Genomic DNA, 23564 nt, shown 5'->3' with positions numbered 1-23564 from the left:
TGTCATGATGACCGTGCTTGTTTAGGTAGTCAACCGAAACCAAACGACAACAAAAGCGCACACATTCGCCGTGGTCGTCGGGGTATACCCAAACGACAACAATAACAACGCCAAGCCGGAACGCCGAGCGGCCCGCCGAAGGTGATGCTTGGGTGTGTGTATTCCTAGACTGGCCGTAAATGGGCGCCGCCGCCCTGAAAGCCAGGAGCGACGGGGGGTAGAGGGGGGAATGGGGCCACTTCGTTACTTACTAAAGCCCGGACGGTTTTTTGGCCAAAAAATAGCCTCCGCTTGCCAGTTGGCTGACGCTTCAGATGGACCGCTGATTGACCCTTTTGGACAGCTCCTCCGCCGTCTCCTTGCGCTCGGAGTAACGGTCGACAAGGTCGGGCCGTTCGCGCAGCAGGAGGGTGAACTTCACCAGCTCCTCCATGACATCAACGACGCGGTCGTAGTACGCCGACGCCTTCATGCGGTCCTGGTCGTCAAACTCCAGGTACGCCTTCGGCACAGACGACTGATTGGGGATGGTGAACATGCGCATCCAGCGGCCCAGGACGCGGAGCTGGTTGACCACGTTGAACGACTGCGACCCGCCACACACCTGCATGACCGCCAAGGTCTTGCCCTGAGTTGGACGCACTGCGCCCATGGTCAGGGGAACCCAGTCGATTTGCGCTTTGAAGACGGCGGACATAGCCCCGTGCCGCTCCGGCGAACACCAGACCTGCCCCTCGGACCAGAGCACCAGGTCCAGCAGCTCGCGGACCTTGGGGTGGTCCCCTGGAGCGTCGTCAGGCAGGGGCAGCCCGGACGGGTTGAAGATGCGTGTCTCTGCACCGAAGCGCTCCAGCAGGCGAGCGGCCTCTTCGACCAGGAGCCGGCTGAAGGACCGGGGACGCGTCGATCCATACAGAAGCAGGATACGGGGGCGGTGGGCCTTCGCTTCGGTGTCCTGGACCAGTGCGTCGTCGAGGTTGGGGAGGTCGTGGGTCATGGTCGTCTCCGGCTACAGGGTGCTGATGCGGTCGAGTTCGCTCTTCAGCTCGTCACGGCTCAGGCGGTCAAACGGCAAGGCCAGGAACGCGCGGCAACGCACTTCGATACGGGCCAAGGTGGCGTGGAAGGCAGCAGACACAGCAGCCTCATCGCCTCTCACATCGGATGGGTCGTCCAGGCCCCAGTGGGCCTTCAGGGCAGGGCCGAAGTACACCGGGCAGGCTTCCCCGGCAGCCTTGTCGCAGACGGTGATGACGACGTCGGGGACGCTCTCTTCAAAGGCGTCGTTGCCCTTGCTGGACAGCCCCAAGATCGACACGCCTGCTTCTTGCAGCGTCACCAGGGTGCGCGGCAGGACCTGGCCTTTGGGGAAGCTGCCGGCGCTGACCGCCTCAAAGCCAGCCGGGGCCAGGTGGTTGAACATGGCTTCAGACAGGATGCTGCGGCAGCTATTGGCCGTGCACATGAACAGGACTTTCACAGTGACGTCTCCAGTTGGATAGGTAGGTCAGAGTCCCAGCCGGATGGCCAGGGCGGACAGGGTGATGAACAGGATGGGCAAGGTCAGGACGGCACCGACCTTGAAGTAGTAACCCCAGGTAATGCGGATGCCTTTGCGCTCCAGGACGTGCAGCCATAGCAGCGTGGCAAGGCTGCCTATCGGCGTAATTTTCGGTCCGAGGTCGCAGCCGATGATGTTGGCGTAAACCATGGCGTCGCGTACCACGCCGGTCGTGTCCGTTGCCTGGATAGAGAGGGCGCCGACCAGGACGGTGGGCATGTTGTTCATTGCCGACGACAACAGTGCCGACAGGAAGCCAGTACCCAATGCTGCACCCCATACACCGTAGCCGGCCAGGTAGTTCAGCGCGCCTGTTAAGTGGTCGGTCAGCCCTTCGTTCTTCAGGCCATAGACCACCAGGTACATGCCCAGGGAGAACACGACCACCTGCCAGGGAGCGTCCCGCAGGACCCGCCGCGTGGCGATGACATGACCGCGAGTGGCGACCACGAACAGAACAACAGCGCATGCGGCGGCAACCGCGCTGATAGGGATGCCCAACGGCTCCAGGGCAAACAGGCCGACAAGCAGCGCTACCAGGACACACCCGCCAACCCGGAACGTGGCAAGGTCGCGTATAGCCGTCTCGGGGGCTTTCAGTGACGCCAGGTCGTAGGTGGCTGAGAGGTCACGCCGGAAGAACAGCCACAGAGCAGCGAGGGTGGCTGCGACGCTGACAATGTTCACCGGCACCATGACGGAGGCGTACTCGCTGAAGCCCAGGTTGAAGTAGTCAGCAGAGACAATGTTGACCAGGTTGGAAACGACCAGCGGGAGGCTGGCTGTGTCCGCGATGAAGCCGGCCGCCATGACAAAAGCCAGGGTCGATGACGCAGAGAAGCGCAAAGCGACCAGCATGGAAACCACGATGGGGGTCAGGATGAGGGCGGCACCGTCGTTGGCAAACACAGCGGACACCGCAGCCCCCAGCAACACGGTGAAGGCGAACAGGCGGCTGCTTCGTCCGTTTGCCCAGCGCGCGACATGCAGTGCAGCCCACTCGAAGAAGCCCGCTTCATCCAGCAGGAGGCTGATAACGATGACCGCGATGAACGTGGCCGTGGCGTTCCATACGATGCCCCATACGGTGGGGATGTCGTTCAGGGTGACGACGCCCGCCAGGAGCGCGAGCACAGCCCCCAGCGCTGCACTCCAGCCGACCCCAAGCCCACGGGGCTGCCAGATAACCAGCGTGATAGTGAAGATGAAGATAGCAACGGCAATGAACATGGTGGCCCCTGAACTCCCGGTCTAGCAGCAAGCAGCAGCACGGATGGGACGGTCACCCATGTGTTGAAGGCGGGCGTGGTCCTGCTTCAGCCACTCAGTGTTGGCCTCCAGCGTGGCCTTCAGGACAACCCCCACCCATGGCTCCAAGGCCGGGTTGAGCTTGTAGTAGACCCACTGCCCTTGGCGGCGATCCAGAAGCAGTCCGCAGGCGCGAAGTTGGGCCAGGTGACGGGATACCTTGGGCTGGCTGTCGTCGAGTGCACAGACGAGTTCGCAGACACAAAGCTCACCTTCCTGGGCAATGAGCAGCGCAGCGCGGGCCCGTGTCTCGTCGGCAAGGCACTTGAATAGGGCGGGCGGGGTAATCGTGAAAGACATGCGGCACACCTTAAACATACGGAAATACGAATATACGTAAATCCATATATTCATTCAACTGCACCCAGTTGACTGCTTCGCGGATGGGCACTTTCACTTTTGGGGGCATCTTTGGGGGCACGTCGTACAAAAAGGTCGTACAATCGCGCCACTGCTGCGCAGCTGCAGGCCTTGTAATCAGTGGGTCCGGGTGAAAAATGGCGTCTCGGCGGTTCGATTCCGTCCCTGGGCACCATCTTCAAGATTCCAAGCGCTGTAAAACGCAAATTGGAAACGACAAAAAACCCGCCTAGTGCGGGTTTTTTATTGGGCGGGATTTGGTGGCTCTCTCCAGCGAGCCCTTTCTACTTTTCCTCTTTGCCTGCCGCATCCAACGCATAAAACTCATGCAGTTTCGCCTGCAACAATTGTTTGTCCGGCAGACGCGTCTGGTACTCGGCGATTAGCGCGGGCGATAGCGATCTGTTCAGAGCGTACTCGACCACTTCGTCCTCCTTGCTCGCGCAAAGCAGCACGCCGATGGCTGGGTTTTCGTGGGGTTTGCGTACGTCGCGATCAAGCGCCTCCAAGTAGAAATCGAGCTTGCCGAGGTATTCCGGTTCAAAGCGGCCGACTTTCAATTCGATTGCCACTAAGCAATTCAAACCGCGATGGAAGAACAGCAGGTCCAAGGCAAAATCGCGGCTGCCAACCTGCAGGAGATATTTGGAACCGACGAAGCAGAAGTCGCGGCCAAGTTCGCTGAGGAATTCCTTTAGCCGCGCAACTAAACCTTCATGCACATCGCTCTCGGCATGCCCGCTTGGCAAACCTAGAAACTCGATCATATAGGCGTCGCGGAACACCTCTAACGCAGCGGGATGGGTCTGTCTCAACATTCCCGAGACCTGAGGCGGCTGGGTAACGCTGCGCTCGAACAGGGCAGCTTTGAACTGTCGCTCCAATTCGCGACTGGACCACTTTTCTTGAATGGACATACGCAGGTAGAACTCTCGCTCTTCCGGGCGTTTACTTTGACCGAAAATGATCAAGTTATGAGTCCACGACAATTGTCGCGGCAGTGCCGCGACTTTCTCCTGATCGCGATAAACCTCATAAAACTGGCGCATGCGAAACAGATTGCTGCGAGTAAATCCTCGCAGCGCGGGCTGGGTCAGCGCCAGATGCTCAGCCAGTTGCGCCACCACAGAGTCGCCCCACTCAGCCCGCTCCAGCTTACGGCTGATATACGCACCTACTTGCCAGTACAGCTCAATCAGCTGGGTATTCACCGCCTTCGCGGCATGCTGTCGAGCGCATTGAATAAGCGCAAGTACTTCACCGAAACGTGTTTCGCTTGCATCGCTTGGAACAATTGGTCTTGTCATGCGGATGGCCCTCAAATGCTCCTTGATTCGAGCGGCGCCAACCCGTTTTTTTTCCAGAGATCGGCGCTGCACATAGGCACCACCCTAACCGCGGCAACACATGCGCAGCGGGCCGTTACTTCATTGAAAATGGCCCATCCTGATCAGGCGCCAGAGGCGGCCACGAAGATCTGCGGCCCAGAGAGTCCCCTGCCTGACAATACGTCCGTCTAGTTGCAGCGGCTTACGCTAATAACCAGAAACGTCTTACTCATCGTTACAACCACAACCTCAGTAAAGGCCTACCTAAACCATCCCAGGCTCTTAGTAAATGGGGGCGGGGTTGGCCCAAGTGCTGCAGACCTAGCCTCAGACCTTTTTCCATAAACGCGAAATCCAATCCATCTCTTCGAATGAAATATCCGAAGGGCGTGTAGTACTTTGCGCACTCCAACAACGAAGTGCGGAAGGATATTCACTTTGGGCAAGTCGCTAGCAGACCTAACGTCCCGCGAGGCAGTGCTAAACGCAATCGCCGAGTTCGACGCATCAGGGCGAGAGCTTTTTCTCAAAACCTACGGTTACGGCCCAGCGCGGAGTTACGTTCTCCATCACAACGGCCAAAGGTACGACTCGAAAGCGATCGCGGGAGTTGCATACGGCAACCAGCATGGTGTTCCACTCAAAACAGCCGAGTTTTCCGGCGGCGAAAAAACCGTGGCTGATTGCCTCGGCCGACTTGGTTTCTCGGTAACAACCACCCCCCATCCTGCCCAGACGTTAATCCGAGGTTCTGTCTATTTCCGGAAGGAGCTTTTAGCTGCGTATGGAGGACAACTTCAGGCGGGAATCTGGACACCCAAAAACTTTCCGGTGGTCTTCTTGTTTTCTGGCGACAGCGGTAAATCGTTTGGCTATCACGACGACTGGGCAGACGGCCTATTCCTTTACACAGGTGAAGGACAACAAGGCGCGATGACATTTACAGGGGGCAACAAAGCGATCCGTGACCATCGTCAGAACGGAAAGGATTTGCTGGTCTTTAAGGACCTGGGGAAAGGAAAAGGGGTGCGTTACGAGGGGATGTTTGAGTGCGGTTCGTGGCAGTACACCCCGCGCAGCGATAAAAACAATGAAATTCGGCAAGCCATTGTTTTTAACTTAATGCCCGTCTCCGTAGATGCTGAGATAGACCCATCTGAAGCTGTTATCGACTCTGCCGTCATTACGGACCTTGCGAGCCTTAGAGTTGCTGCCTATGCCGCTGCTTCTGCACCTGCCTTGCAAGCAAACCTTTCCGAAGCAAAGCGCTCATGGTTCAAACGAAGCGATGCGGTGAAACGCTACGTGCTTGCTAGAGCTAACGGCATATGCGAAGCATGCGAGGAGCCGGCCCCTTTCAAAAAACGCGACGGCGCGCCTTACTTAGAACCGCACCACACCCATCGATTAGCGGACGACGGCCTCGACCATCCCGCATGGGTCGGAGCGATTTGCCCCAACTGCCACCGGCGCATCCATTCCGGTGAAGACGGCGTCGCCTGGAACGCTAGGTTGATCGATCGCTTGAAATCATTGGAATGACATGGGGGCGGACATGCTTGCGGCAACGTGGCTTTGTTCCAAGCCTTTCCAGCAGTCGCTTAACCGCTGAGACACTGGTTACGTCAGCGGCACTAACGCGCTTATATACGCACCGAACAAATGTCGCGCCACCGGCGCGACTTTCTCGCTAGTTCTAACGCAGCGACCCAACCCCAAACAAAAAACGTCCCTAATGTCCCGCAAGGGAACCACCAAATGAACATGAGTTTTACAAAGCTCATTCAACGCTCTGGCCAGCGCTGGCGGAAGGTTGTTGTCGATGAGGAAGTTCAAGCGGCCAATCCCATTTCGTAGGAGACCGCGGCTTGAGCCGTCGCCGGTTTGATTTCATACAGGGCGGCGACGCGACGGATGCTCTCGCCTTCGGCCAAATAGGCTCGGTAGATTGTTGAGGTGTCGATTCCGACTGCGTTAAGCGAAGGTTTGCCAAAGTTGATTTGGGGATCAAGCACGACCGCTTTGCTGCGTTTGACCGGGTACCAACGCCGGGCTTTGCCTTCCTCCGCATAGTCGATGCCCTCGTAGAGCGAGGGGCCGATCACCTGTTTGAACACCAGTTGGCGTTTTGCCAAATCCAGAATTGTCTCGTCGCCGGTTTCGTCAAGAACAGTAGCGAACACGCTGCGGCCGTCGGTTTGAAAGCGCTTACAGGTAAACGGGTAGGCTTGGTTGAACATTTCCCTGGCTTGGGAAGATGCTGCGCGGATCGCCTGTAGGCTCACACCGTGCTTACGGAAGGCATGGACGAATCGCAGCTCCAGCAGATCATGAAATCCCAGTAGCCGCTCTTCGGTGAAACCCAGTTCCGGCACCCAAAGCCCTGGCTGATCCACACCGTCTGCCTTGTATCCAAACATCCAGCGGCGAATGTCTTTTGCTGAAACCCCTGTGTAAAGGGAAGCCTCAGCGGGCGTATACACACCTAAGCCCAAGAGGCGACTCGGCGAATCTGTCTGCTTCATTGCCCCTCCTTAGTTCGCGGCTTACTTGAAGTAAATGGCGGGCGCTATCAGACGCACTTCGGGCGCTCATCGTAATGCAGCGCTCGCTGCGGCGAAACGAAGAACCGCCTGCCGTTTTCACGTATCAATGGCCTGCTCGCGCTTGCCACAGTTTGCGTGGCGTACCGAAGCCCATACCTCCCAACACGCGCCGTTAAGTGCAAAGGGCTTCGTCGTTAACCAGAAGCGTCGCACTTACCTTTAGCGCCATGTCTCTAAGTGCTACACCCCGAACGACGCCCCCCTTCAAAACTCCACCGTCCCCGCCACCTCAACCTGCCTTGCATCCCCAATCGAAATCAAAAACGCATTGGTCGACGACGAGTAGTAGGTCTTATCAAACATGTTCTTCACGTTGAGTTGCAGCTTCACGTTTTTGCCGCCGAGTTTGGTGTCGTAGCTGGCGAAGGCGTCGGCGACGGTGTAGTCGGGGAGTGTGAAGGTGTTTTCGGCGTCGCCGGCGCGTTCGCCTACGTAGCGGGCGCCGGTGCCGAGGCGCAGGCGGTCGCCGCCGAGGATTTGGCCAAGGTCGTAGACGGCGAATAATGAGCCGGTGTGGCGCGCGACGTTGGCAAGGTCGTTGCCTTGCAATGCCGGGTCTTTGGTGACCCAGGCGTCGAGGTAGGCGTAGGTGCCGATCAGGCTGAGTTGGTCGGTGAGCTGGCCGGTGATGTCCAGTTCCAGGCCGCGCGAGGTGACGGCGCCAGCGGCGCTGGCGAAGGTGTCGGTGGCACCAGAGGGCGTTCGGTAGGTCTGCGTGACCATGACGTTTTCTTTGTCGATGGTGAACAGGGCGAGCGTGCCGGTCAGGCGGCCGGGCATGTCGAGTTTGGCGCCCACTTCCCAGGCTTTACCTTCTTCAGGGTCCAGGCCGTTGATGCTGGCGGTGCCGCTCAGGGCGGCGATGGTGGAGTTGGGTTTGAAGGATTCGCTGTAGCCGCCATAAAGCGAAAATTCGTCGTTCCATTGGTACACGACGCCCACGCGCGGCAGCCATTTCTGACCGTTGATGTCGGTGTTTTTTACGAACGGTCGGCCCTTGCCGGCGAGTTGGTCGTAGAGCTGGTAGCGCGCGCCGCCGACGAGAATCCATTGGTCGTTGAGGTGGATGGAGTCTTGCAGGAACGCGGACTGGCTGTAGACCTTGTCGGTCTGGTCGCTGTCGCTGGCCGACACGGTGGTGGGCTCGGGCACCTGCCCGTACACCGGGTTCTGGGTGTCGAAGCGCACAGTGGTGGTTTGGCGCAGCAGGTCGGAGCGGAAGATTTTTCGGTATTCGTGGTCGACGCCGGTAAGTACTTCGTGGCGCAGGCCGCCCAGTTCCACGTCGCCGGAAAGGTCGAGGGTGCCGAAGTGTTCGGTGCTGACGGCGCCGCGTGTGCCGTCCAGGCGCCGCACCAGGCGTGTCGAGCTGCCGACTGCATAGCCGGTCACGCGCGCTTGGTAGTCGTCGTAGCGGTCGCGGTTGTAGCTGTAGGCGAAGTGGGTTTTCCAGTCGTCGTTCAGGCGGTGTTCCACGTCGAAAATCGCCAGATCGGAGCGGCCTTCGGTTTTGTTGTAGGGCTCGTCCAGGCGCTGTTTGCGCGATACGTCCAGTGGCTTGGTGCTGCCTTTGGCGAGGATGGTACCGCGGTCGAACGGGGTGACGTAGTCGCGGTGTTCCCACGACAGGTTGACGGTGGTGTCGTCGCCAAACCAGGCGAGCGACGGGGCGGTGGTTTTCTCGCGGCTGTTGCCGAAGTTGCGCCAGTAGTCGGCGTCGTCGTAGTCGGCAACCAGGCGGTAGGCCAGGTTGGTGTCGCCGATGGCGCCAGTGCTGTCGAGTTGGCCGCCGCTGCCGTTTTTGCCATCGCCGTAAGTGGAGCTGCGCGCGGTGATGGCGTTGTACGCCTGCAGTTGCGGCTTTTTGCTGACGAGGTTGATCACGCCGCCCGGGTCGAGAATGCCGTAGAGCATCGAGGCCGGCCCTTTGAGTACTTCCACGCGCTCGACGTTGGCGGTGAAGTTGCGGCCCTGCACGGTGCGCATGCCGTCGCGCAGAATCGAGCCGTCGCGGTTGTCGCCAAAGCCGCGTTTCATCACGGCGTCCATGGTGCTGCCGAGGGTGTTGGCCTGGGTGATGCCGCTGACGTTGATCAATGCGTCGTCGAGGTTGCGCGGTTGCTGGTCTTGCAGCACTTGACGCGGGACCACGGCGATGGCTTGAGGAATCTCCAGCAAGGGCGCTTCGCTGCGCATGATTTTGCTGGTGGGCGGCGGTTGATAGCTGGTTGCTTGCTGCGAGCTGGCGTCGATGTTGACGGCGTCTAGGTTCATGGCGCCGTCGATGCTGCGCACCCGCTGCAGGGTGATGGTGCGCGCGTCGCTGTGGCGGAAGGTGTAGCCGGAGCCTTGCAGCAGTTGGCTCAGTGCCTGCTCGGCGCTGAGTTGGCCATTCACGGCGGGCGCTTGCAGGCTGTAGGGCGCGTCGTCGCTGTACACCAGGCTCAAGCCGGTGACGCGGCTGAAGGCGCTCAGGGCTTGCGGCAACGGCTGTGCGCTGATGGCGAAGCTGTAGCGCGTTTGCGTGGCGGCGGGTGGCGCGTCGGCTGCCTGCACCAGCACAGGCGCGCTGGCTGCCAGCAGCAGGGAAAGACCGAGGCCGCGTTTGCCTACCGTTACGTACGTCATGAGCACCTAATCCGTGAAAGTGACCCGACACCGGGCTTGCTGCGATCAATTCGCAATTACATGCACTACACGGATGCCGACGGGGCTTACCTCACCCGTCGGCTGAAATTATTTTTCCCGCTTACCGCAACAGCGTCAGCCCCAGCACGGTTTGACGCTGGAAGCCGACCACGCTGGCGAGCGAGTCGAGCACTTTTTCCGGGTCTTGGCTGGGGAAGCTGCCGCTGATGCGTTGCTGGCCGAGGGCCGGGTTGAGCAGCACGATGCGGTTGGGGCTGTAACGCTGCACGTCGTCGAGCACGTCGCTGAGCGGGGTTTGGTAGAAGGTCAGCCAGCCTTGGCGCCAGGCCAGGCTGGCGTCGCTGTCGATGCCGTCCACCGCGCCGGCCTGCCCGTGTTGGTAGCGCACTTGTTGGTTGGCGCTGAGCACCTGGGCGGTGTCGCCGGGATGCGCGGTAACGCCGACACGGCCGGACTGCACCGTCACCTGCGCGCCCTGCTCTTGTAGGCGCACTTCGAATTGCGTGCCGAGCACCTGCGCTTCGCCATCGGCCGCGCTGACGACGAAGGGCTGGCCGGTGTGGCTGACATGGAAATACGCCGCGCCACGCAGCAGCTCGATACGCCGTTGCTGGTCGGTAAAACGCACCTGCACGGCGCTGTCGGCGTCCAGCAAAACCACGGTCTGATCGGCCAGGGTGATTTGCCGCAATTGCCCCGGCGCCGAAACGTAGTCGGCACGCACCGAGTCCAGCCACCGTTGCGGCTGCCAGCCCAGCAGGCCGAGCATCAGCAACACGCTGGCGGCGCTGGCGAGCGAGCCCAGCCACCAACGGCTTGCCCGGGCACGCGGCGGTGCGTCCATGGCGCGCAAGTAGTGCGCCAGCGCCGCCGCTTCTTCGGCGGCCATGCGCTGCGCCGGTTGCTCGGTAGCGGCCCATAGCGCTTGCACATTGGCGTAGGCCTGCACGTGGGCGGGCTCGGCGTAAAGCCACCGGTCAAAGGCCGCACGCTCGGCTGCACTGGGCTGCGCAAGCAGGCGCTGGTGCCAGCTCAGGGCCACTTGATCGGGCGATGGCGCGTCGTCGGCAACAACGCGCAGCGGGTGTGAACGGCTCATGGGGCGGGCGACTCCAGGCTCGCCTTGCAGGCGTCGAGGGCGCGCATCATATGTTTTTCCACGGCACTCTGGGACACCTGCATGGCTTTGGCGATTTCGCCGTAGGTGCGCCCGTGCACGCGGTTGAGCAGGAAAATATGCCGCGTGCGCTCAGGCAAGGCACGCAACGCGAGGTCGACCTGGTGCAGGTCGTAGCTGGCGTCCAGGGCGGTTTCCGGCGGGCTGGGTTCGGCCAGTTGCTCGGCCAGCAGGCCGGTTTCGTTGCGGGTGCGCGAGGTTTCGCTGCGCAGGTGGTCGATGGCCATGTTGCGAGCCGAGCGCAGCAGGTAGGTGCTGAGTTCTTCCACCTGAACGTGCGGACGCCGCCAGAAGCGCAAGAATAAGTCCTGCACCAGGTCGGCCGCCGTGGCGCGGCAACCGACGCGGCGGCTGACCAATGCTTCCATCCGCGAGCGTTCGGACAAAAACACCCTTAGAAAATCCGCACGCAGCGCCGGCTCAGCCGTAAGCGGCGCAGCAGGGTGCGGATCGTGTTGGGAAATGGGGTCGGCCATGCGGGCGGGAATGTCGCGCGATCAGAATAATGCGCAAATGATAATGCCTTGCATTAAAGCCCGATAGTGGGGCTGGTCGGATACCATCGCCAAGGCCAATAGAGGGCCCCGTTGCGATGCCGCATAATGGCCGCCGTTTTCGCCCGCCCAGGAATCGCACCGTGCCCTGCCCGCCTTCCCCCAAACGTTTGTTGGTCATCGGTTACGTGTGGCCGGAGCCCCGTTCCTCGGCAGCCGGCGGGCACATGATGCAGCTGCTCGAGCTGTTCGTTGAGCGTGGCTGGCACATCACCTTTGCCAGCCCGGCCAACGAGGGCGAGCACAAAGCCGATTTGCAGGCGCTGGGCATTGCCGAGCAAGTGATCGAACTCAACAGCGAAAGCTTCGATGTGTTTGTGCGGGCATTGAATCCGCAAGTGGTGATGTTCGACCGTTTCATGATGGAAGAGCAGTTCGGCTGGCGGGTGGAACAACAGTGCCCGCAGGCATTACGCGTGCTCGAAACGTCGGATTTGCAGTCACTGCGCGATGCGCGCCAACAGCTTCTTAAAGCCCATATCGCGGCCGGCAATGGTGACGAGTGCGACCAGCTTTTCGCCCTGAGCGCCGACGAAATTTATCGGCACATGGCAGCCAGCGATACCGCGCAACGGGAGATTGCCGCGCTGTATCGCTGCGACCTCAACCTGATGATTTCCGACGCCGAAATCGCCCTGCTGTGCGAGCAGTTCCAGTTGCCCGCCGCGCTGCTGGTGCATGGCCCGCTGCTGCTGGACGCAACACCACGCCAGGTGCTGCCGTTCAGTGAGCGGGCGAACTTCATCAGCATCGGCAACTTTCGCCATGCGCCAAATTGGGACGCCGTGCTCTGGTTAAAACAGAGCATCTGGCCGCTGATTCGCCAACAATTGCCGCAGGCGCAGCTGCGAATCTACGGCTCATACACACCGCCCAAAGCCACTGCGCTACACAACCCGGCGCAGGGTTTTCACATCATGAACTGGGCGCCGGATGCCTTGGCGGTAATGGAAACCGCGCGCGTGTGCCTGGCGCCACTGCGTTTCGGCGCCGGCATCAAGGGCAAGATTGCCGACGCCATGCTCTGCGGCACGCCGAACGTCACCACGCCGATTGGCGCGGAAGGCATGCACGGCGAGTGGCCATGGCCGGGCGAAATCACCACCCGCGCTGCCACCTTCGGCGATGCGGCGGTGCGTCTGTATCGCGACGAAGCACACTGGCAGCAGGCGCAGGACCACGGCTGGGCGCTGCTTGCCGCGCGCTATGAGCGCGACCGTTTTGGCGAGTTGCTGATGCAGCGCATCGAGGCGTGTCTGGCTAATCTGGCCGAACACCGTTTGCGCAACTTCACGGGCGCGATGCTGCGCCACCATATGCACAAGAGCACCAAATACATGGCGCAGTGGATTGAAGCGAAAAACCGCCGCGATTAGCCGTTAGCGAGAGGGTTTTCAGGCGATGCGTCCGCGCCAGCGCCGCTTACGGGCTTTCCTGCTGCAGACTCGGCAGATCCACCCAGCGCAACTCGCCAGGGCCCAGCAAAAACGCAGGTCGCGCGCGACGTTTCAAACCACGTTGGCTTTGCGCAATGCGTCGATATCCACAGCAGTTAACCCCAACAACCGCTGCAACACCGCCTCGGTGTGCTCGCCCAGCAATGGCGGCGCCTGACGATATTCCACCGGCGTTTCGGACAAGCGAATGGGGCTGGCCACCTGCGGCAGCGTGCCGCCCAGGCTGTGGGGCACCTCCACGCGCAAACCGCGCGCCAGCACCTGCGGGTCGGCGAATACTTGCGCCAGATCGTTGATCGGCCCGCAAGGCACGCCGGCCTGCTCCAGGGCGCTTACCCATTCGGCCGTGGTTTTGAAAACGGTGGCCTGACGGATCAATGGAATCAGCACCGCGCGGTTAGCGACGCGTTGTTTGTTGTTGGCAAAACGTGGGTCGTCGGCCCATTCGGCATGGCCGGCCACTTCGCAGAATTTGCGGAACTGGCCGTCGTTGCCGACGGTGAGAATGAAGTCGCCATCGGCTGTGGGGAAATCCTGGTACGGCACGATATTAGGATGGGCATTGCCCAGGCGTTTTGGCGCTACGCCGGTGGTGAGGTAGTTCATCGCCTGGTTCGCCAGGCAGGCGACCTGAACGTCGAGCAACGCCATGTCGATATGCTGGCCGAGGCCGCTGCCGCTGCTTTCTCTGTCGCCGCTGTCGCGGTGGGCGAGCGCGGCGAGCACTGCCACGGTGGAATACAAGCCGGTAAGAATATCCGTGAGCGCCACGCCGACTTTCACCGGCCCACCGCCTGCTTCGTCGTCCGGCTTGCCGGTCAGGCTCATCAGGCCGCCGAGGCCCTGAATCATAAAGTCGTAGCCGGCGCGTTTGGCATAAGGACCGTTCTGCCCGAAACCGGTGATGGAGCAATAAATCAGTCGCGGGTTGATGGCTTTTAGCGACGCGTAATCCAGGCCATACGCGGCCAGGCCGCCGACCTTGAAATTCTCCAGCAGAATGTCCGACTGCGCCGCCAACTCACGCACCAGGCGCTGGCCTTCAGGCTGGGTGAAATCCACCGTCACCGACTGTTTGTTGCGGTTGGCCGACAGGTAATAGGCGGCCTCGCTGGTGTTCTCGCCCGCTGCGTCTTTCAAAAAGGGCGGGCCCCATTGGCGGGTGTCGTCGCCAACGCCGGGGCGCTCAATCTTGATCACCTCGGCGCCAAGGTCCGCCAGAATCTGCCCGGCCCAGGGGCCAGCCAGTACGCGGGATAAATCCAGAACACGCAGATGAGACAGAGCGCCGGGCATGGGGGATCTCGTATGAGGGGACGTAACACCGCCTGTAGGAGCGAGGGGGCGGCCACCCGATGCTCACGAAGCTTTTAAGATCAACAGCTTCGCGAGCAAGCTCGCTCCTACAAGAGCAGGGGTTGGCAATCAGAAGAAGGCTTGGATACCGGTCTGCGCGCGGCCGAGGATTAAGGCGTGCACGTCGTGGGTGCCTTCGTAGGTGTTCACCACTTCCAGATTCACCAGATGCCGCGCCACGCCGAATTCGTCGGAGATGCCGTTGCCGCCCAACATGTCGCGCGCCAGGCGGGCGATATCCAGGGCTTTGCCGCAGCTGTTGCGCTTCATGATCGAGGTGATTTCCACCGCCGCAGTGCCTTCGTCTTTCATGCGGCCCAAGCGCAGGCAGCCTTGCAAGGCCATGGTGATTTCGGTCTGCATGTCGGCGAGTTTTTTCTGAATCAGCTGATTGGCTGCCAATGGCCGGCCGAACTGTTTGCGGTCCAGCGTGTACTGGCGGGCGGTGTGCCAGCAGAACTCGGCGGCACCCAGCGCACCCCAGCTGATGCCATAGCGAGCGGAGTTCAGGCAGGTAAACGGGCCTTTCAAACCGCGCACATCGGGGAAGGCGTTTTCTTCGGGGCAGAACACGTTGTCCATGACGATTTCGCCGGTGATCGAAGCACGCAGGCCGACCTTGCCGTGAATCGCCGGGGTGCTCAGCCCTTGCCAGCCTTTTTCCAGCACGAAGCCGCGAATCGCGCCCTCGTCGTCCTTTGCCCACACCACAAACACGTCAGCGATCGGGCTGTTGGTGATCCACATTTTCGCCCCGCTGATGCGGTAGCCGCCGTCGACTTTCTTCGCGCGGGTAATCATCGAACCCGGATCGGAACCGTGGTCCGGCTCGGTCAAACCGAAGCAGCCGATCCACTCGCCGCTGGCCAGCTTCGGCAGGTATTTCTGCTTGGTGGCTTCGTTGCCGAACTCGTTGATTGGCACCATCACCAGGGACGACTGCACGCTCATCATCGAGCGGTAGCCGGAGTCGACACGCTCCACTTCGCGGGCGATCAAGCCGTAGCTCACGTAATTCAAGCCGCTGCCACCGTACTGCTCGGGAATAGTGGCGCCGAGCAGGCCGACTTCGCCCATTTCACGAAAGATTTTCGGATCGGTCTGCTCGTGGCGGAACGCTTCGATAACGCGCGGCGCCAACTTGTCCTGGGCGAACTGCTGGGCGCTGTCGCGCACCATGCGCTCCTCTTCCGTCAGTTGCTGATCGAGCATCAGCGGGTCTTCCCAGTTGAAGCGAGCGTTGGCAGTCATGGGCGAAATCCTCAAGTGTTGGGTGCGGTCCAGCGCGAGGCTGGCGATGGGTTAACTCTAGACAGCCGAGTACAGAAGGCGCAAACGAGGTTTTCGCACACACCTGTGCTAATTTCTCACTCCGAAAAGGCGATAACGCCATTCCTACCCCACCCATAGTGCACATAACGCATACGAGCCCGCCGATGCGCCGTAAAATTCCCAGTACCGCTGCCCTTGTCGCCTTCGACGCCGCCGCCCGCCACCAGAGTTTTACCAAAGCAGCGGAAGAACTCTCGCTCACCCAAAGCGCCGTGTGCCGGCAGATCGCCAGCCTCGAAGACTTCCTCGGCATCGCCCTGTTCCGCCGCTCCCGGCGCGGCGTTCAGCTCACCGAAGCCGGCCTCAGCTACGGCCGACGCGTGGCGGCCCAATTGGACGCGGTTGAGCGCGACACGCTGTCAGTAATGGGCCAGCACGGCGCCAACAGTTTAGAGCTGGCGATCGTGCCGACCTTTGGCACGCAATGGCTGCTGCCGCGCCTAAAACACTTCCAGGCCTTGCACCCGGAAGTGACCGTGAACCTCACCAACCGCACGCGCCCGTTCCTGTTCGCCGACACGGAATTCGACGCCGCCGTGTACTTCGGCGATGCCGTGTGGTCCGGCACCGAAGCGCATTTTCTGATGCCGGAAAATTCCCTTCCCGTGTGCAGCCCTGCCCTGTTGCCGAGCGACGGCACGCTCAGCGCCGAGCGCATCGCCACCTTGCCGCTGCTGCAACAAACCACCCGGCCCTACGCCTGGCGCCATTGGTTCGGCTCGCTGGGCATGAGCGTGCCGCGCGACATGACCGGGCCGCGTTATGAACTGTTTTCGATGCTGGCGCAGGCGGCGCAGCACGAAATGGGTGTCGCGCTGATTCCGCCGTTTTTGATTCAGCGGGAGCTGGCTGAAGGCAGCTTGGTGGTGGCGATGCAGCACGCCTGCGTGAGTGATAAGGCGTATCACCTAATGATTCCTGAGCGTAAAACCGAGACGGCCGCGTTACGGGCGTTTCGCGATTGGCTGCTGGAGCAGGCCAAGGCCTATCGAGAGGCGAGCTCTGGCGTTTAGCCGGCAATGCCTGTGCGTTGGGCAACAGGTAGGGATTTGAAAATCTCGCGACTGAAGCCGCTGCTACAGGAAAAGGGTGGGTGCCAGCCCAGCGCACTACAAAAACCTCTTATTGCCTACGATTCAGCCAGGTAATTAACCCTGTAATAAGGCCAAAAACGAGCCGTTTTTGCCCTCCTTCCGCAGCTTAGCGATAAAAAAAGTCGAAAAAGCGACATAAGCCTGATAAAAAGCATGCGCGACGTTGCGTGGGAAATTGGCGACAGACCAATAACTGCGTGGCTTTCAGCGATTTATGCAGTGAACAGTAAACATTTGCTGACCCCGTAGTCAACAAACCCAATAGCTACAGTTTTGCCGCCGCTTACCCGCCGACAAAACAGATAATTACGATAATAAACAGATAGTTAGGAATACGAAGCAAGCTACGTGACGGATTCGCCATTAACCCGTCTTGACCTGATGAACGGTTATTCACGTCAGGGATGCCAATGCCGCCGCAAACGGCCTGGCGACAAGCTGCAAGCCGCGTTACCCGCTGCTTTCGGCGAGATAGACAGAATGATGGGTCACGACGTGACTTGTAGTTATCTCCAGGGTGGCCTTCAGAACTCCTTGATGGCCTTACGGTTCACCTGCAAAATGCCGCGCCCCGCTACCGCAAGGCTGCCCGACAGAGGTGCCAAGTAGGGATTGTGCTGATCCACCCCAGTGCGCCACCCGCAGTGCTCTGGTTTTTTTGAAAAACGATCACGCAGGAGATTTGAAGTGCACATTGGTGTTCCTCTCGAGACCTTTACTGGCGAAACGCGGGTTGCCGCAACGCCGGAAACCATTAAAAAGCTGATCGCCCAAGGCCATCAGGTGACTGTACAAAGCGGTGCCGGCGTTAGTGCCAGCGTGCCCGACAGTGCCTATCAAGCCGTTGGCGCCAGCATTGGCGACGCCGCCGCAGCCCTGGGCGCCGACCTGGTGCTCAAGGTCGTGGCACCCAATGCCGCCGAGCTGGCTCAGCTCAAGTCCGGCGCGGTGCTGGTCGGCATGCTCAATCCCTTCAACAGCGAAAACATTGCGCAGATGGCTGAACGCGGCGTCACCGCTTTCGCCCTCGAAGCCGCGCCGCGTACGTCCCGCGCGCAAAGCCTCGATGTGCTGAGTTCGCAAGCCAACATTGCCGGCTACAAGGCGGTGTTGCTCGCGGCTCATCACTACCCGCGTTTTATGCCGATGCTGATGACCGCTGCCGGTACCGTGAAGGCCGCTCGCGTGCTGATTCTCGGCGCCGGCGTTGCAGGCTTGCAGGCCATCGCCACGGCCAAGCGCCTGGGTGCGGTGATCGAGGCCTCGGACGTGCGTCCGGCGGTGAAGGAGCAAATTGAGTCGCTCGGCGCCAAGTTCGTTGACGTGCCGTACGAAACCGACGAAGAGCGCGAATGCGCCGAAGGCGTTGGCGGTTATGCCCGTCCGATGCCAGCGTCGTGGATGCAGCGTCAAGCCGTGGCCGTGCACGAGCGCGCTAAGCAGGCCGACATCGTCATCACCACCGCACTGATTCCAGGCCGCAAGGCGCCGGTGCTGTTGAGTGCCGAGACCGTCGAGCAGATGAAGCCCGGCTCCGTGGTGATCGACCTCGCGGCTGCGCAAGGCGGCAACTGCCCGCTGACTGAAGCGGATCAGGTGGTGGTCAAGCACGGCGTGACCATCGTTGGCCACACCAACCTGGCGGCCCTGGTCGCGGCAGACGCTTCGGCGCTGTACGCCCGTAACTTGCTGGACTTCCTCAAGCTGGTCATCGACAGCGAAGGCAAGTTCCACGTCAACCTCGAAGACGACATCGTCGCCGCGTGCCTGATGTGCCGCGACGGCCAAGTCGTCCGTAAGAACGGCTGAGGACAAGAAAAATGGAAGAGCTGATCTCCCCCGGTATCTACAACCTGATCATCTTTGTGTTGGCCATTTATGTCGGCTACCACGTGGTCTGGAATGTGACGCCTGCGCTGCACACCCCGCTGATGGCCGTGACCAACGCCATCTCGGCCATCGTGATCGTCGGTGCCATGTTGGCCGCCGCCCTCACCGTGACGCCGCTGGGCAAAACCATGGGCACCTTGGCGGTGGCACTGGCTGCCGTGAACGTGTTCGGTGGTTTTCTGGTAACTCGCCGCATGCTGGAAATGTTCAAGAAAAAAGCGCCCAAGGCCAAAGCAGAGGGTGACAAGTAATGAGCATGAATCTGGTAACGACCCTGTATCTGATCGCTTCGATCTGCTTTATCCAAGCGCTCAAGGGCCTGTCGCACCCGACTACTTCGCGTCGCGGTAACTTCTTCGGCATGCTCGGTATGGCCCTGGCCGTGCTGACCACCGTGGGCTTGATCTACAAGCTGGGCGCCGACATCGCCACCCAAGGCATCGGTTATGTCATCGTTGGTTTGCTGGTCGGCGGCACCGCCGGTTCGATCATGGCCAAGCGCGTTGAAATGACCAAAATGCCGGAGCTGGTTGCCTTCATGCACAGCATGATCGGCCTGGCGGCGGTGTTCATTGCCATTGCTGCGGTGGTTGAGCCGCAATCGCTGGGTATCGTCAAACAACTGGGCGACGCCATTCCAGCCGGTAACCGTCTGGAGCTGTTCCTCGGCGCGGCCATCGGTGCGATTACCTTCTCCGGTTCCGTCATCGCGTTCGGCAAGCTCTCGGGCAAATACAAGTTCCGTCTGTTCCAGGGAGCGCCGGTGGTGTTTGCTGGCCAGCACAAACTCAACCTGATTCTGGGTCTGAGCACGCTGGGGCTGGGTCTGTTCTTTATGTTCACCGGCAACCTGACCGCCTTCGCGGTAATGCTGGCGCTGGCGTTCATTCTGGGTGTGCTGATCATCATCCCGATTGGTGGCGCGGACATGCCGGTTGTGGTGTCGATGCTCAACAGCTACTCGGGCTGGGCGGCAGCCGGTATCGGTTTCTCGCTGAACAACTCGATGCTGATCATTGCCGGTTCGCTGGTGGGTTCGAGCGGCGCGATCCTCTCGTACATCATGTGCAAGGCGATGAACCGTTCGTTCTTCAACGTGATTGGCGGCGGCTTCGGCGGCGCGACCGACGCGGCAGCCACAGGCGGTTCGAAAGAAGCGCGTCCGGTGAAATCCGGTTCGGCTGATGACGCCACCTTCCTGCTCACCAACGCCGACACCGTGATCATCGTTCCCGGTTACGGCCTGGCGGTGGCCCGTGCTCAGCACGCGCTGAAAGAGCTGACCGAGAAGCTGACGCACCGTGGCGTAACCGTGAAGTACGCGATTCACCCGGTTGCCGGTCGTATGCCTGGCCACATGAACGTACTGCTGGCCGAGGCCGAAGTGCCGTACGACCAGGTGTTCGAGATGGAAGACATCAACTCCGAGTTCGGCCAGGCCGACGTGGTGCTGGTGTTGGGCGCCAACGACGTGGTCAACCCGGCGGCGAAGAACGATCCGAATTCGCCGATTGCCGGCATGCCCATTCTGGAAGCGTTCAAAGCCAAAACCATCATCGTCAACAAGCGTTCGATGGCCAGCGGCTATGCCGGTCTGGACAACGAACTGTTCTACTTGGACAAGACCATGATGGTGTTCGGCGACGCCAAGAAGGTTATCGAAGATATGGTTAAAGCGGTCGAGTAAGAACCGTGCAGTAAAGCCCTTGAACCCCGGCCCACGCGCCGGGGTTTTTCATTTCCGGGGGTGGGTTAAAGGCTAGCGCCGAGGGTGGTCGGAATGACGAAGCAGCCCCAGCAACGCAGCGATCAGGAACACCGAAAAGGCCAGCAGCAGCGCCAGCTTGCCGCCGCCCTGATAAACGAACGCGGCGTCGTGGCAATGCTGAGTGGCCACATCGACACAATCGGCCGTGCGCCGATGCACCACCAGCAACGCTGCCGCCAAGGCCATCAGCAGCACGCCCGTCACCACCAACATCACTTCAACTTTGCTCATCGTAGTTGCTCTCCTGTGTCCGCTCGACGCGTGAAATTTCAGGAGCAAGACCGTACGGACAAGGCCAAGACGAGGCGTTACGACGCAGAGCGCCATGGCGTAGGTCGATTCGTAAATCCGGCGACTGCGCTCGTTTTTGCAGTAGGATCGCCAGCCAGATACGCGCCAGCGCGCAACGAGGAATGAGGCAATGCAGGGAACGATGATGTGGGCCGTAATCGCGGCGCTGGGGGTGTTGGCCGCAGGCGTGATTTACGGCTACAACCGCCTGGTATTCAACCGGGCTCGGGTGGCCGCCGCGTGGAGCGACATTGACGTGCAACTCAAACGCCGCTCCAGCCTGATTCCGCAATTGGTCGACTGCGTAAAACGCTTTATGGCCTACGAGAGCGGCACCCTCGCCGCGCTCACCGAGCAGCGCAGCCAGGCGCAACGCGCCGAGACCGCTGGCGCCCCGGAGCGAGGCGCGGCGGAGAGCCAAGTGTCGGCCACGCTCAAGCAGGTGTTTGCCCGCGCCGAGGCGTATCCCGACCTCAAGGCCGACGCCGTATTTCTGGATTTGCAGCGCAGCCTCAGCGAAGTGGAAGAGCACATTCAAATGGCCCGCCGCTACTACAACGGCGCGGTGCGCGAATTGAATGTGTTGGTGGAGTCGGTGCCCAGCAATGTGATCGCCAAGGCATTCGGTTTTACCGGCGCCGCGTATTTTTCGTTGGACGACGCCAGCCAGGCCCAGCCGCCAAAAATGGAGTTTTGATATGCCTGCCCGCCTGTTGCGCATACTCGCACTGAGTTGCTGCCTGCTGCCCTTTAGCCCGTTGTTCGCCGCTGACGATGAGGTCGACACCGTTGTTGTCGACGCGGCGCAAGAGGTCTCGGCAGAAACGCTTTTCGAGAGCAGCGCGCGTGTCGACAAAGAACGCATCGATCATTTCGACATCACCGTCAAAGTCGAGCCCAGCGGCAATCTGCTGATCACCGAGCGCATCCAAGTCACCGCCACGGGCGACGAAATTCGCCACGGCATTTACCGCGACATTCCCACCACCTACAGCTTGCCAATGGAGCTGGTGCGCAAAACACCCGTGGACCTGCTGAGCGTGACGCGCGACGGCGTCAGCGAACCGTTTAAAAAAGAGCGCCAGCGCTGGGGCGTGCGTTATTACCTGGGTTCGCCGGAGGAATATGTCGAGCCCGGCCAGCACGTGTACGAGCTGCAATACCGCATGGATGCCCAGCTGCATTTCACCGCGAACAAAGACGAGCTGTATTGGAACCTCACCGGCAATCAGTGGAAGTTTCCGATCATGCACGCCACCGCCACGGTGGAACTGCCGGAAGGCGCGCGTATCGACCAACTGACGGGCTACACCGGCTACACCGGGAACCGCTCCGGCCGTGCGTATGAAGTGGTGAGCCAGCGCGACAACGTGGTCAAGTTGGCGACCACCCAGCCGCTCGCGGCTGAAGAGGGGTTTACCGTCGCGCTGGATTGGCAAGCGGGCCTGGTGAAGCGCCCCAACGCGTTCATGCGCGCGGCCAGGTTGGTGTGGGACAACCTCAACGTGCTGATCGCCGTGCTCGCTGCGCTGGGGCTGTTTTCCTATTACTACCACTGGTGGAACAAGGTCGGCCGCGACCCCGCCAAGGGCATCATCGTGCCCCGCTACGACGCGCCGAAAGGCCTCAGCCCGGCCGGTGCCGGCTACGTTTGGAACAAAGGTTTCAGCAACGACTTCAGCAACCTCGAAGCCATGACCATCACCGTGACGGACCTGGCGCGGCGCAAGGTGCTGAGCATTGCCGACTCACCCACCGGCCGCGCGTTTATTGTCAGCAAAGGTGAGCTGGATGCGCAGACGCAGCCCCACGAGCAGGCGCTGTTCGACAAGCTGTTTGACGGCGGAGCGAAGAAGATTCGTGTCGGTGAGAAGTACGTCAGAGCCTTGAGCAATGCGCTGGATGCCCACAGCGAAAAGCTCCGCGAATGGGGCGACACGCTGTTCAGCAAAAACCGCAAACCCTGGTGGTTCGGCTTGTTGGGCGCCCTGCTAGCGTTTGTGGCGATGGGGCTGCTCGGCGACCCGGTGGTGCTGTTCAGTATTTTTCCGATCGTGCTGATTTCCGTCGGTGTCGGCTTGAGCGTTTGGGGTTGGCGCATGCTGACGGGCACGCCCCGCCAATTCATCGGCGTGGTGCCGCTGCTGTTCGGCTTGCCATTTGCCTTTGGCGGTTTGAGCCTGCTGGTGCTGATGTTCAACACCACCTCGCCCATCGCCACGGTCAGCGTGGTGACGATGCTGGTGTTGATCGTACTGTTCCGTGGTTGGCTGGAAGCGCCGACCGTAGAAGGCCGCGCGACGCTGGATGCACTGGAAGGCTACCGCGACTACCTGCAACTGGCCGAAAGCGACAGCCTGGCCCGTGCCGCCGATGCGCCAGCCATGAGCATCGCCTTGTACGAGCGACACCTGCCGTACGCCATGGCGCTGGGCGTGGAAGAACAATGGACCGCCCGCCTGAGCGCTGCGATAGAAAGCGGCGCGGTGCAATGGAGCGAGCCGACCTATCAGCCGGCGTGGTACCGCGACAGCAGCCGCTTTACCACGCCTGCGGCCATGACCAGCGCCCTGCTCGCCGCCGCCAGCAGCGCCTCGACACCGCCGCCGAGCCCCTCCTCCGGCTCAAGCTCAAGCTCGGGCAGCAGCAGTTCTTCCGGCGGCGGATCGTCAGGTGGCGGCGGTGGGGGTGGCGGTGGCGGTGGGTGGTAAATAGCGGGCGGCTAACCTGTAGGAGCGGCTTTAGCCGCGAGCTCTTGACCTCAGCCCAGGTATCACCATTTCCAGGCCCGGCCATCGCGGCTAAAGCCGCTCCCACAGGCTTCGCTGTCCTG

20 protein-coding genes and 1 pseudogene are annotated in these 23564 nt (G+C 60.9%); 8 read left to right on the top strand and 13 right to left on the bottom strand.

Annotated features, from left to right (window positions below; translation table 11 throughout):
* Positions 1–310: 310 nt before the first annotated feature.
* The 5 genes from arsH to AC0IW7_RS13920 all read right to left on the bottom strand — a co-directional run bounded on the left by arsH (position 311) and on the right by AC0IW7_RS13920 (position 4536).
* Positions 311–997 carry an arsenical resistance protein ArsH gene (gene arsH / locus AC0IW7_RS13940; RefSeq protein WP_471818774.1) on the bottom strand — a complete coding sequence of 229 codons (687 nt, stop codon included), beginning with the start codon at positions 995–997 and terminating at the stop codon, positions 311–313.
* A gap of 12 nt (positions 998–1009) precedes the next feature.
* The gene (locus tag AC0IW7_RS13935) at positions 1010–1480 is read right to left on the bottom strand and encodes an arsenate reductase ArsC (protein WP_471818772.1); all 471 of its coding nucleotides are present in this window, start codon (positions 1478–1480) and stop codon (positions 1010–1012) included.
* Between the two features lie 27 nt (positions 1481–1507).
* The gene (locus tag AC0IW7_RS13930; RefSeq protein ID WP_471818770.1) at positions 1508–2791 is read right to left on the bottom strand and encodes an arsenic transporter; all 1284 of its coding nucleotides are present in this window, start codon (positions 2789–2791) and stop codon (positions 1508–1510) included.
* Between the two features lie 21 nt (positions 2792–2812).
* Positions 2813–3169, bottom strand: coding sequence for a metalloregulator ArsR/SmtB family transcription factor (locus AC0IW7_RS13925; protein ID WP_471818768.1), 357 nt, complete (start codon positions 3167–3169; stop codon positions 2813–2815).
* Between the two features lie 344 nt (positions 3170–3513).
* The gene (locus AC0IW7_RS13920) at positions 3514–4536 is read right to left on the bottom strand and encodes a PDDEXK nuclease domain-containing protein (protein WP_471818766.1); all 1023 of its coding nucleotides are present in this window, start codon (positions 4534–4536) and stop codon (positions 3514–3516) included.
* Positions 4537–4995: 459 nt separating this feature from the next.
* On the opposite strand from AC0IW7_RS13920, the gene AC0IW7_RS13915 reads away from it, so the two are divergent.
* The gene (locus AC0IW7_RS13915) at positions 4996–6099 is read left to right on the top strand and encodes an HNH endonuclease (RefSeq protein WP_471818764.1); all 1104 of its coding nucleotides are present in this window, start codon (positions 4996–4998) and stop codon (positions 6097–6099) included.
* A 195-nt stretch (positions 6100–6294) separates the two neighbouring features.
* On the opposite strand, the pseudogene AC0IW7_RS13910 reads toward AC0IW7_RS13915, so the two are convergent.
* From AC0IW7_RS13910 to AC0IW7_RS13890, 5 genes and pseudogenes are all read right to left on the bottom strand, one after another.
* Positions 6295–6393 (bottom strand): annotated as a pseudogene (locus AC0IW7_RS13910) (PIN-like domain-containing protein); the annotation flags it as partial.
* Complete coding sequence (locus AC0IW7_RS13905; RefSeq protein ID WP_471818978.1) at positions 6390–6977, bottom strand: DUF433 domain-containing protein; 588 nt, start codon at positions 6975–6977, stop codon at positions 6390–6392. The pseudogene AC0IW7_RS13910 and the gene AC0IW7_RS13905, both read right to left, overlap by 4 nt.
* A gap of 390 nt (positions 6978–7367) precedes the next feature.
* Complete coding sequence (locus AC0IW7_RS13900) at positions 7368–9791, bottom strand: TonB-dependent siderophore receptor (protein ID WP_471818762.1); 2424 nt, start codon at positions 9789–9791, stop codon at positions 7368–7370.
* Positions 9792–9912: 121 nt separating this feature from the next.
* Positions 9913–10911 (bottom strand): FecR family protein, encoded by a 999-nt coding sequence (locus AC0IW7_RS13895; protein WP_471818760.1) that lies wholly within the window; start codon positions 10909–10911, stop codon positions 9913–9915.
* A complete protein-coding gene (locus AC0IW7_RS13890; RefSeq protein ID WP_471818758.1) occupies positions 10908–11465 on the bottom strand; it encodes an RNA polymerase sigma factor in 558 nt (185 codons plus the stop codon). The genes AC0IW7_RS13895 and AC0IW7_RS13890 overlap by 4 nt, the downstream gene beginning before the upstream one ends.
* Positions 11466–11626: 161 nt before the next feature.
* On the opposite strand from AC0IW7_RS13890, the gene AC0IW7_RS13885 reads away from it, so the two are divergent.
* On the top strand, positions 11627–12919 hold the full coding sequence (locus AC0IW7_RS13885; RefSeq protein WP_471818756.1) for a glycosyltransferase: 1293 nt from the start codon (positions 11627–11629) through the stop codon (positions 12917–12919).
* Positions 12920–13051: 132 nt separating this feature from the next.
* Here the strand turns inward: AC0IW7_RS13885 and AC0IW7_RS13880 are convergent, their stop codons facing one another.
* On the bottom strand, positions 13052–14296 hold the full coding sequence (locus AC0IW7_RS13880) for a CaiB/BaiF CoA transferase family protein (RefSeq protein ID WP_471818755.1): 1245 nt from the start codon (positions 14294–14296) through the stop codon (positions 13052–13054).
* 129 nt (positions 14297–14425) lie between these two features.
* On the bottom strand, positions 14426–15607 hold the full coding sequence (locus AC0IW7_RS13875; protein WP_471818753.1) for an acyl-CoA dehydrogenase: 1182 nt from the start codon (positions 15605–15607) through the stop codon (positions 14426–14428).
* Positions 15608–15792: 185 nt separating this feature from the next.
* Here AC0IW7_RS13875 and AC0IW7_RS13870 point away from each other — a divergent pair, with 185 nt between their 5' ends.
* From AC0IW7_RS13870 to AC0IW7_RS13855, 4 genes are all read left to right on the top strand, one after another.
* Positions 15793–16701, top strand: a complete 909-nt coding sequence (locus AC0IW7_RS13870) for a LysR family transcriptional regulator (protein ID WP_471818751.1) — start codon at positions 15793–15795, stop codon at positions 16699–16701.
* Between the two features lie 768 nt (positions 16702–17469).
* Positions 17470–18591: a Re/Si-specific NAD(P)(+) transhydrogenase subunit alpha gene (locus AC0IW7_RS13865; protein WP_122449484.1), complete on the top strand. Its 1122-nt coding sequence runs from the start codon at positions 17470–17472 to the stop codon at positions 18589–18591.
* A gap of 11 nt (positions 18592–18602) precedes the next feature.
* Entirely contained in the window at positions 18603–18923 is a 321-nt protein-coding gene (locus tag AC0IW7_RS13860) for an NAD(P) transhydrogenase subunit alpha part 2 (protein ID WP_108099125.1), read from the top strand.
* Positions 18923–20359 (top strand): NAD(P)(+) transhydrogenase (Re/Si-specific) subunit beta, encoded by a 1437-nt coding sequence (locus AC0IW7_RS13855; protein WP_122449483.1) that lies wholly within the window; start codon positions 18923–18925, stop codon positions 20357–20359. Before AC0IW7_RS13860 ends, AC0IW7_RS13855 begins: the two co-directional genes overlap by 1 nt.
* Before the next feature lie 72 nt (positions 20360–20431).
* Here the strand turns inward: AC0IW7_RS13855 and AC0IW7_RS13850 are convergent, their stop codons facing one another.
* A complete protein-coding gene (locus AC0IW7_RS13850; RefSeq protein WP_471818749.1) occupies positions 20432–20671 on the bottom strand; it encodes a hypothetical protein in 240 nt (79 codons plus the stop codon).
* Positions 20672–20861: 190 nt separating this feature from the next.
* Here AC0IW7_RS13850 and AC0IW7_RS13845 point away from each other — a divergent pair, with 190 nt between their 5' ends.
* Positions 20862–21428, top strand: coding sequence for a LemA family protein (locus AC0IW7_RS13845; protein WP_471818747.1), 567 nt, complete (start codon positions 20862–20864; stop codon positions 21426–21428).
* Between the two features lies 1 nt (position 21429).
* The gene (locus tag AC0IW7_RS13840; RefSeq protein WP_471818745.1) at positions 21430–23442 is read left to right on the top strand and encodes a DUF2207 domain-containing protein; all 2013 of its coding nucleotides are present in this window, start codon (positions 21430–21432) and stop codon (positions 23440–23442) included.
* Positions 23443–23564 lie beyond the last annotated feature (122 nt).

The organism is Pseudomonas sp. AC229 (assembly GCF_979254655.1).
Note: the sequence above shows the minus strand (reverse complement) of the source record. Positions and strands in the feature narration are given on the sequence as shown.

Bases quoted from the DNA above. Each gene is read 5' to 3' on its own strand.
- arsH (WP_471818774.1), bottom strand. From the start codon at position 997: ATGACCCACGACCTCCCCAACCTCGACGACGCACTGGTCCAGGACACC.
- AC0IW7_RS13930 (WP_471818770.1), bottom strand. From the start codon at position 2,791: ATGTTCATTGCCGTTGCTATCTTCATCTTCACTATCACGCTGGTTATC.
- AC0IW7_RS13925 (WP_471818768.1), bottom strand. From the start codon at position 3,169: ATGTCTTTCACGATTACCCCGCCCGCCCTATTCAAGTGCCTTGCCGAC.
- AC0IW7_RS13920 (WP_471818766.1), bottom strand. From the start codon at position 4,536: ATGACAAGACCAATTGTTCCAAGCGATGCAAGCGAAACACGTTTCGGT.
- AC0IW7_RS13905 (WP_471818978.1), bottom strand. From the start codon at position 6,977: ATGTTTGGATACAAGGCAGACGGTGTGGATCAGCCAGGGCTTTGGGTG.
- AC0IW7_RS13900 (WP_471818762.1), bottom strand. From the start codon at position 9,791: ATGACGTACGTAACGGTAGGCAAACGCGGCCTCGGTCTTTCCCTGCTG.
- AC0IW7_RS13895 (WP_471818760.1), bottom strand. From the start codon at position 10,911: ATGAGCCGTTCACACCCGCTGCGCGTTGTTGCCGACGACGCGCCATCG.
- AC0IW7_RS13890 (WP_471818758.1), bottom strand. From the start codon at position 11,465: ATGGCCGACCCCATTTCCCAACACGATCCGCACCCTGCTGCGCCGCTT.
- AC0IW7_RS13880 (WP_471818755.1), bottom strand. From the start codon at position 14,296: ATGCCCGGCGCTCTGTCTCATCTGCGTGTTCTGGATTTATCCCGCGTA.
- AC0IW7_RS13875 (WP_471818753.1), bottom strand. From the start codon at position 15,607: ATGACTGCCAACGCTCGCTTCAACTGGGAAGACCCGCTGATGCTCGAT.
- AC0IW7_RS13870 (WP_471818751.1), top strand. From the start codon at position 15,793: ATGCGCCGTAAAATTCCCAGTACCGCTGCCCTTGTCGCCTTCGACGCC.
- AC0IW7_RS13860 (WP_108099125.1), top strand. From the start codon at position 18,603: ATGGAAGAGCTGATCTCCCCCGGTATCTACAACCTGATCATCTTTGTG.
- AC0IW7_RS13855 (WP_122449483.1), top strand. From the start codon at position 18,923: ATGAGCATGAATCTGGTAACGACCCTGTATCTGATCGCTTCGATCTGC.
- AC0IW7_RS13850 (WP_471818749.1), bottom strand. From the start codon at position 20,671: ATGAGCAAAGTTGAAGTGATGTTGGTGGTGACGGGCGTGCTGCTGATG.
- AC0IW7_RS13845 (WP_471818747.1), top strand. From the start codon at position 20,862: ATGCAGGGAACGATGATGTGGGCCGTAATCGCGGCGCTGGGGGTGTTG.
- AC0IW7_RS13840 (WP_471818745.1), top strand. From the start codon at position 21,430: ATGCCTGCCCGCCTGTTGCGCATACTCGCACTGAGTTGCTGCCTGCTG.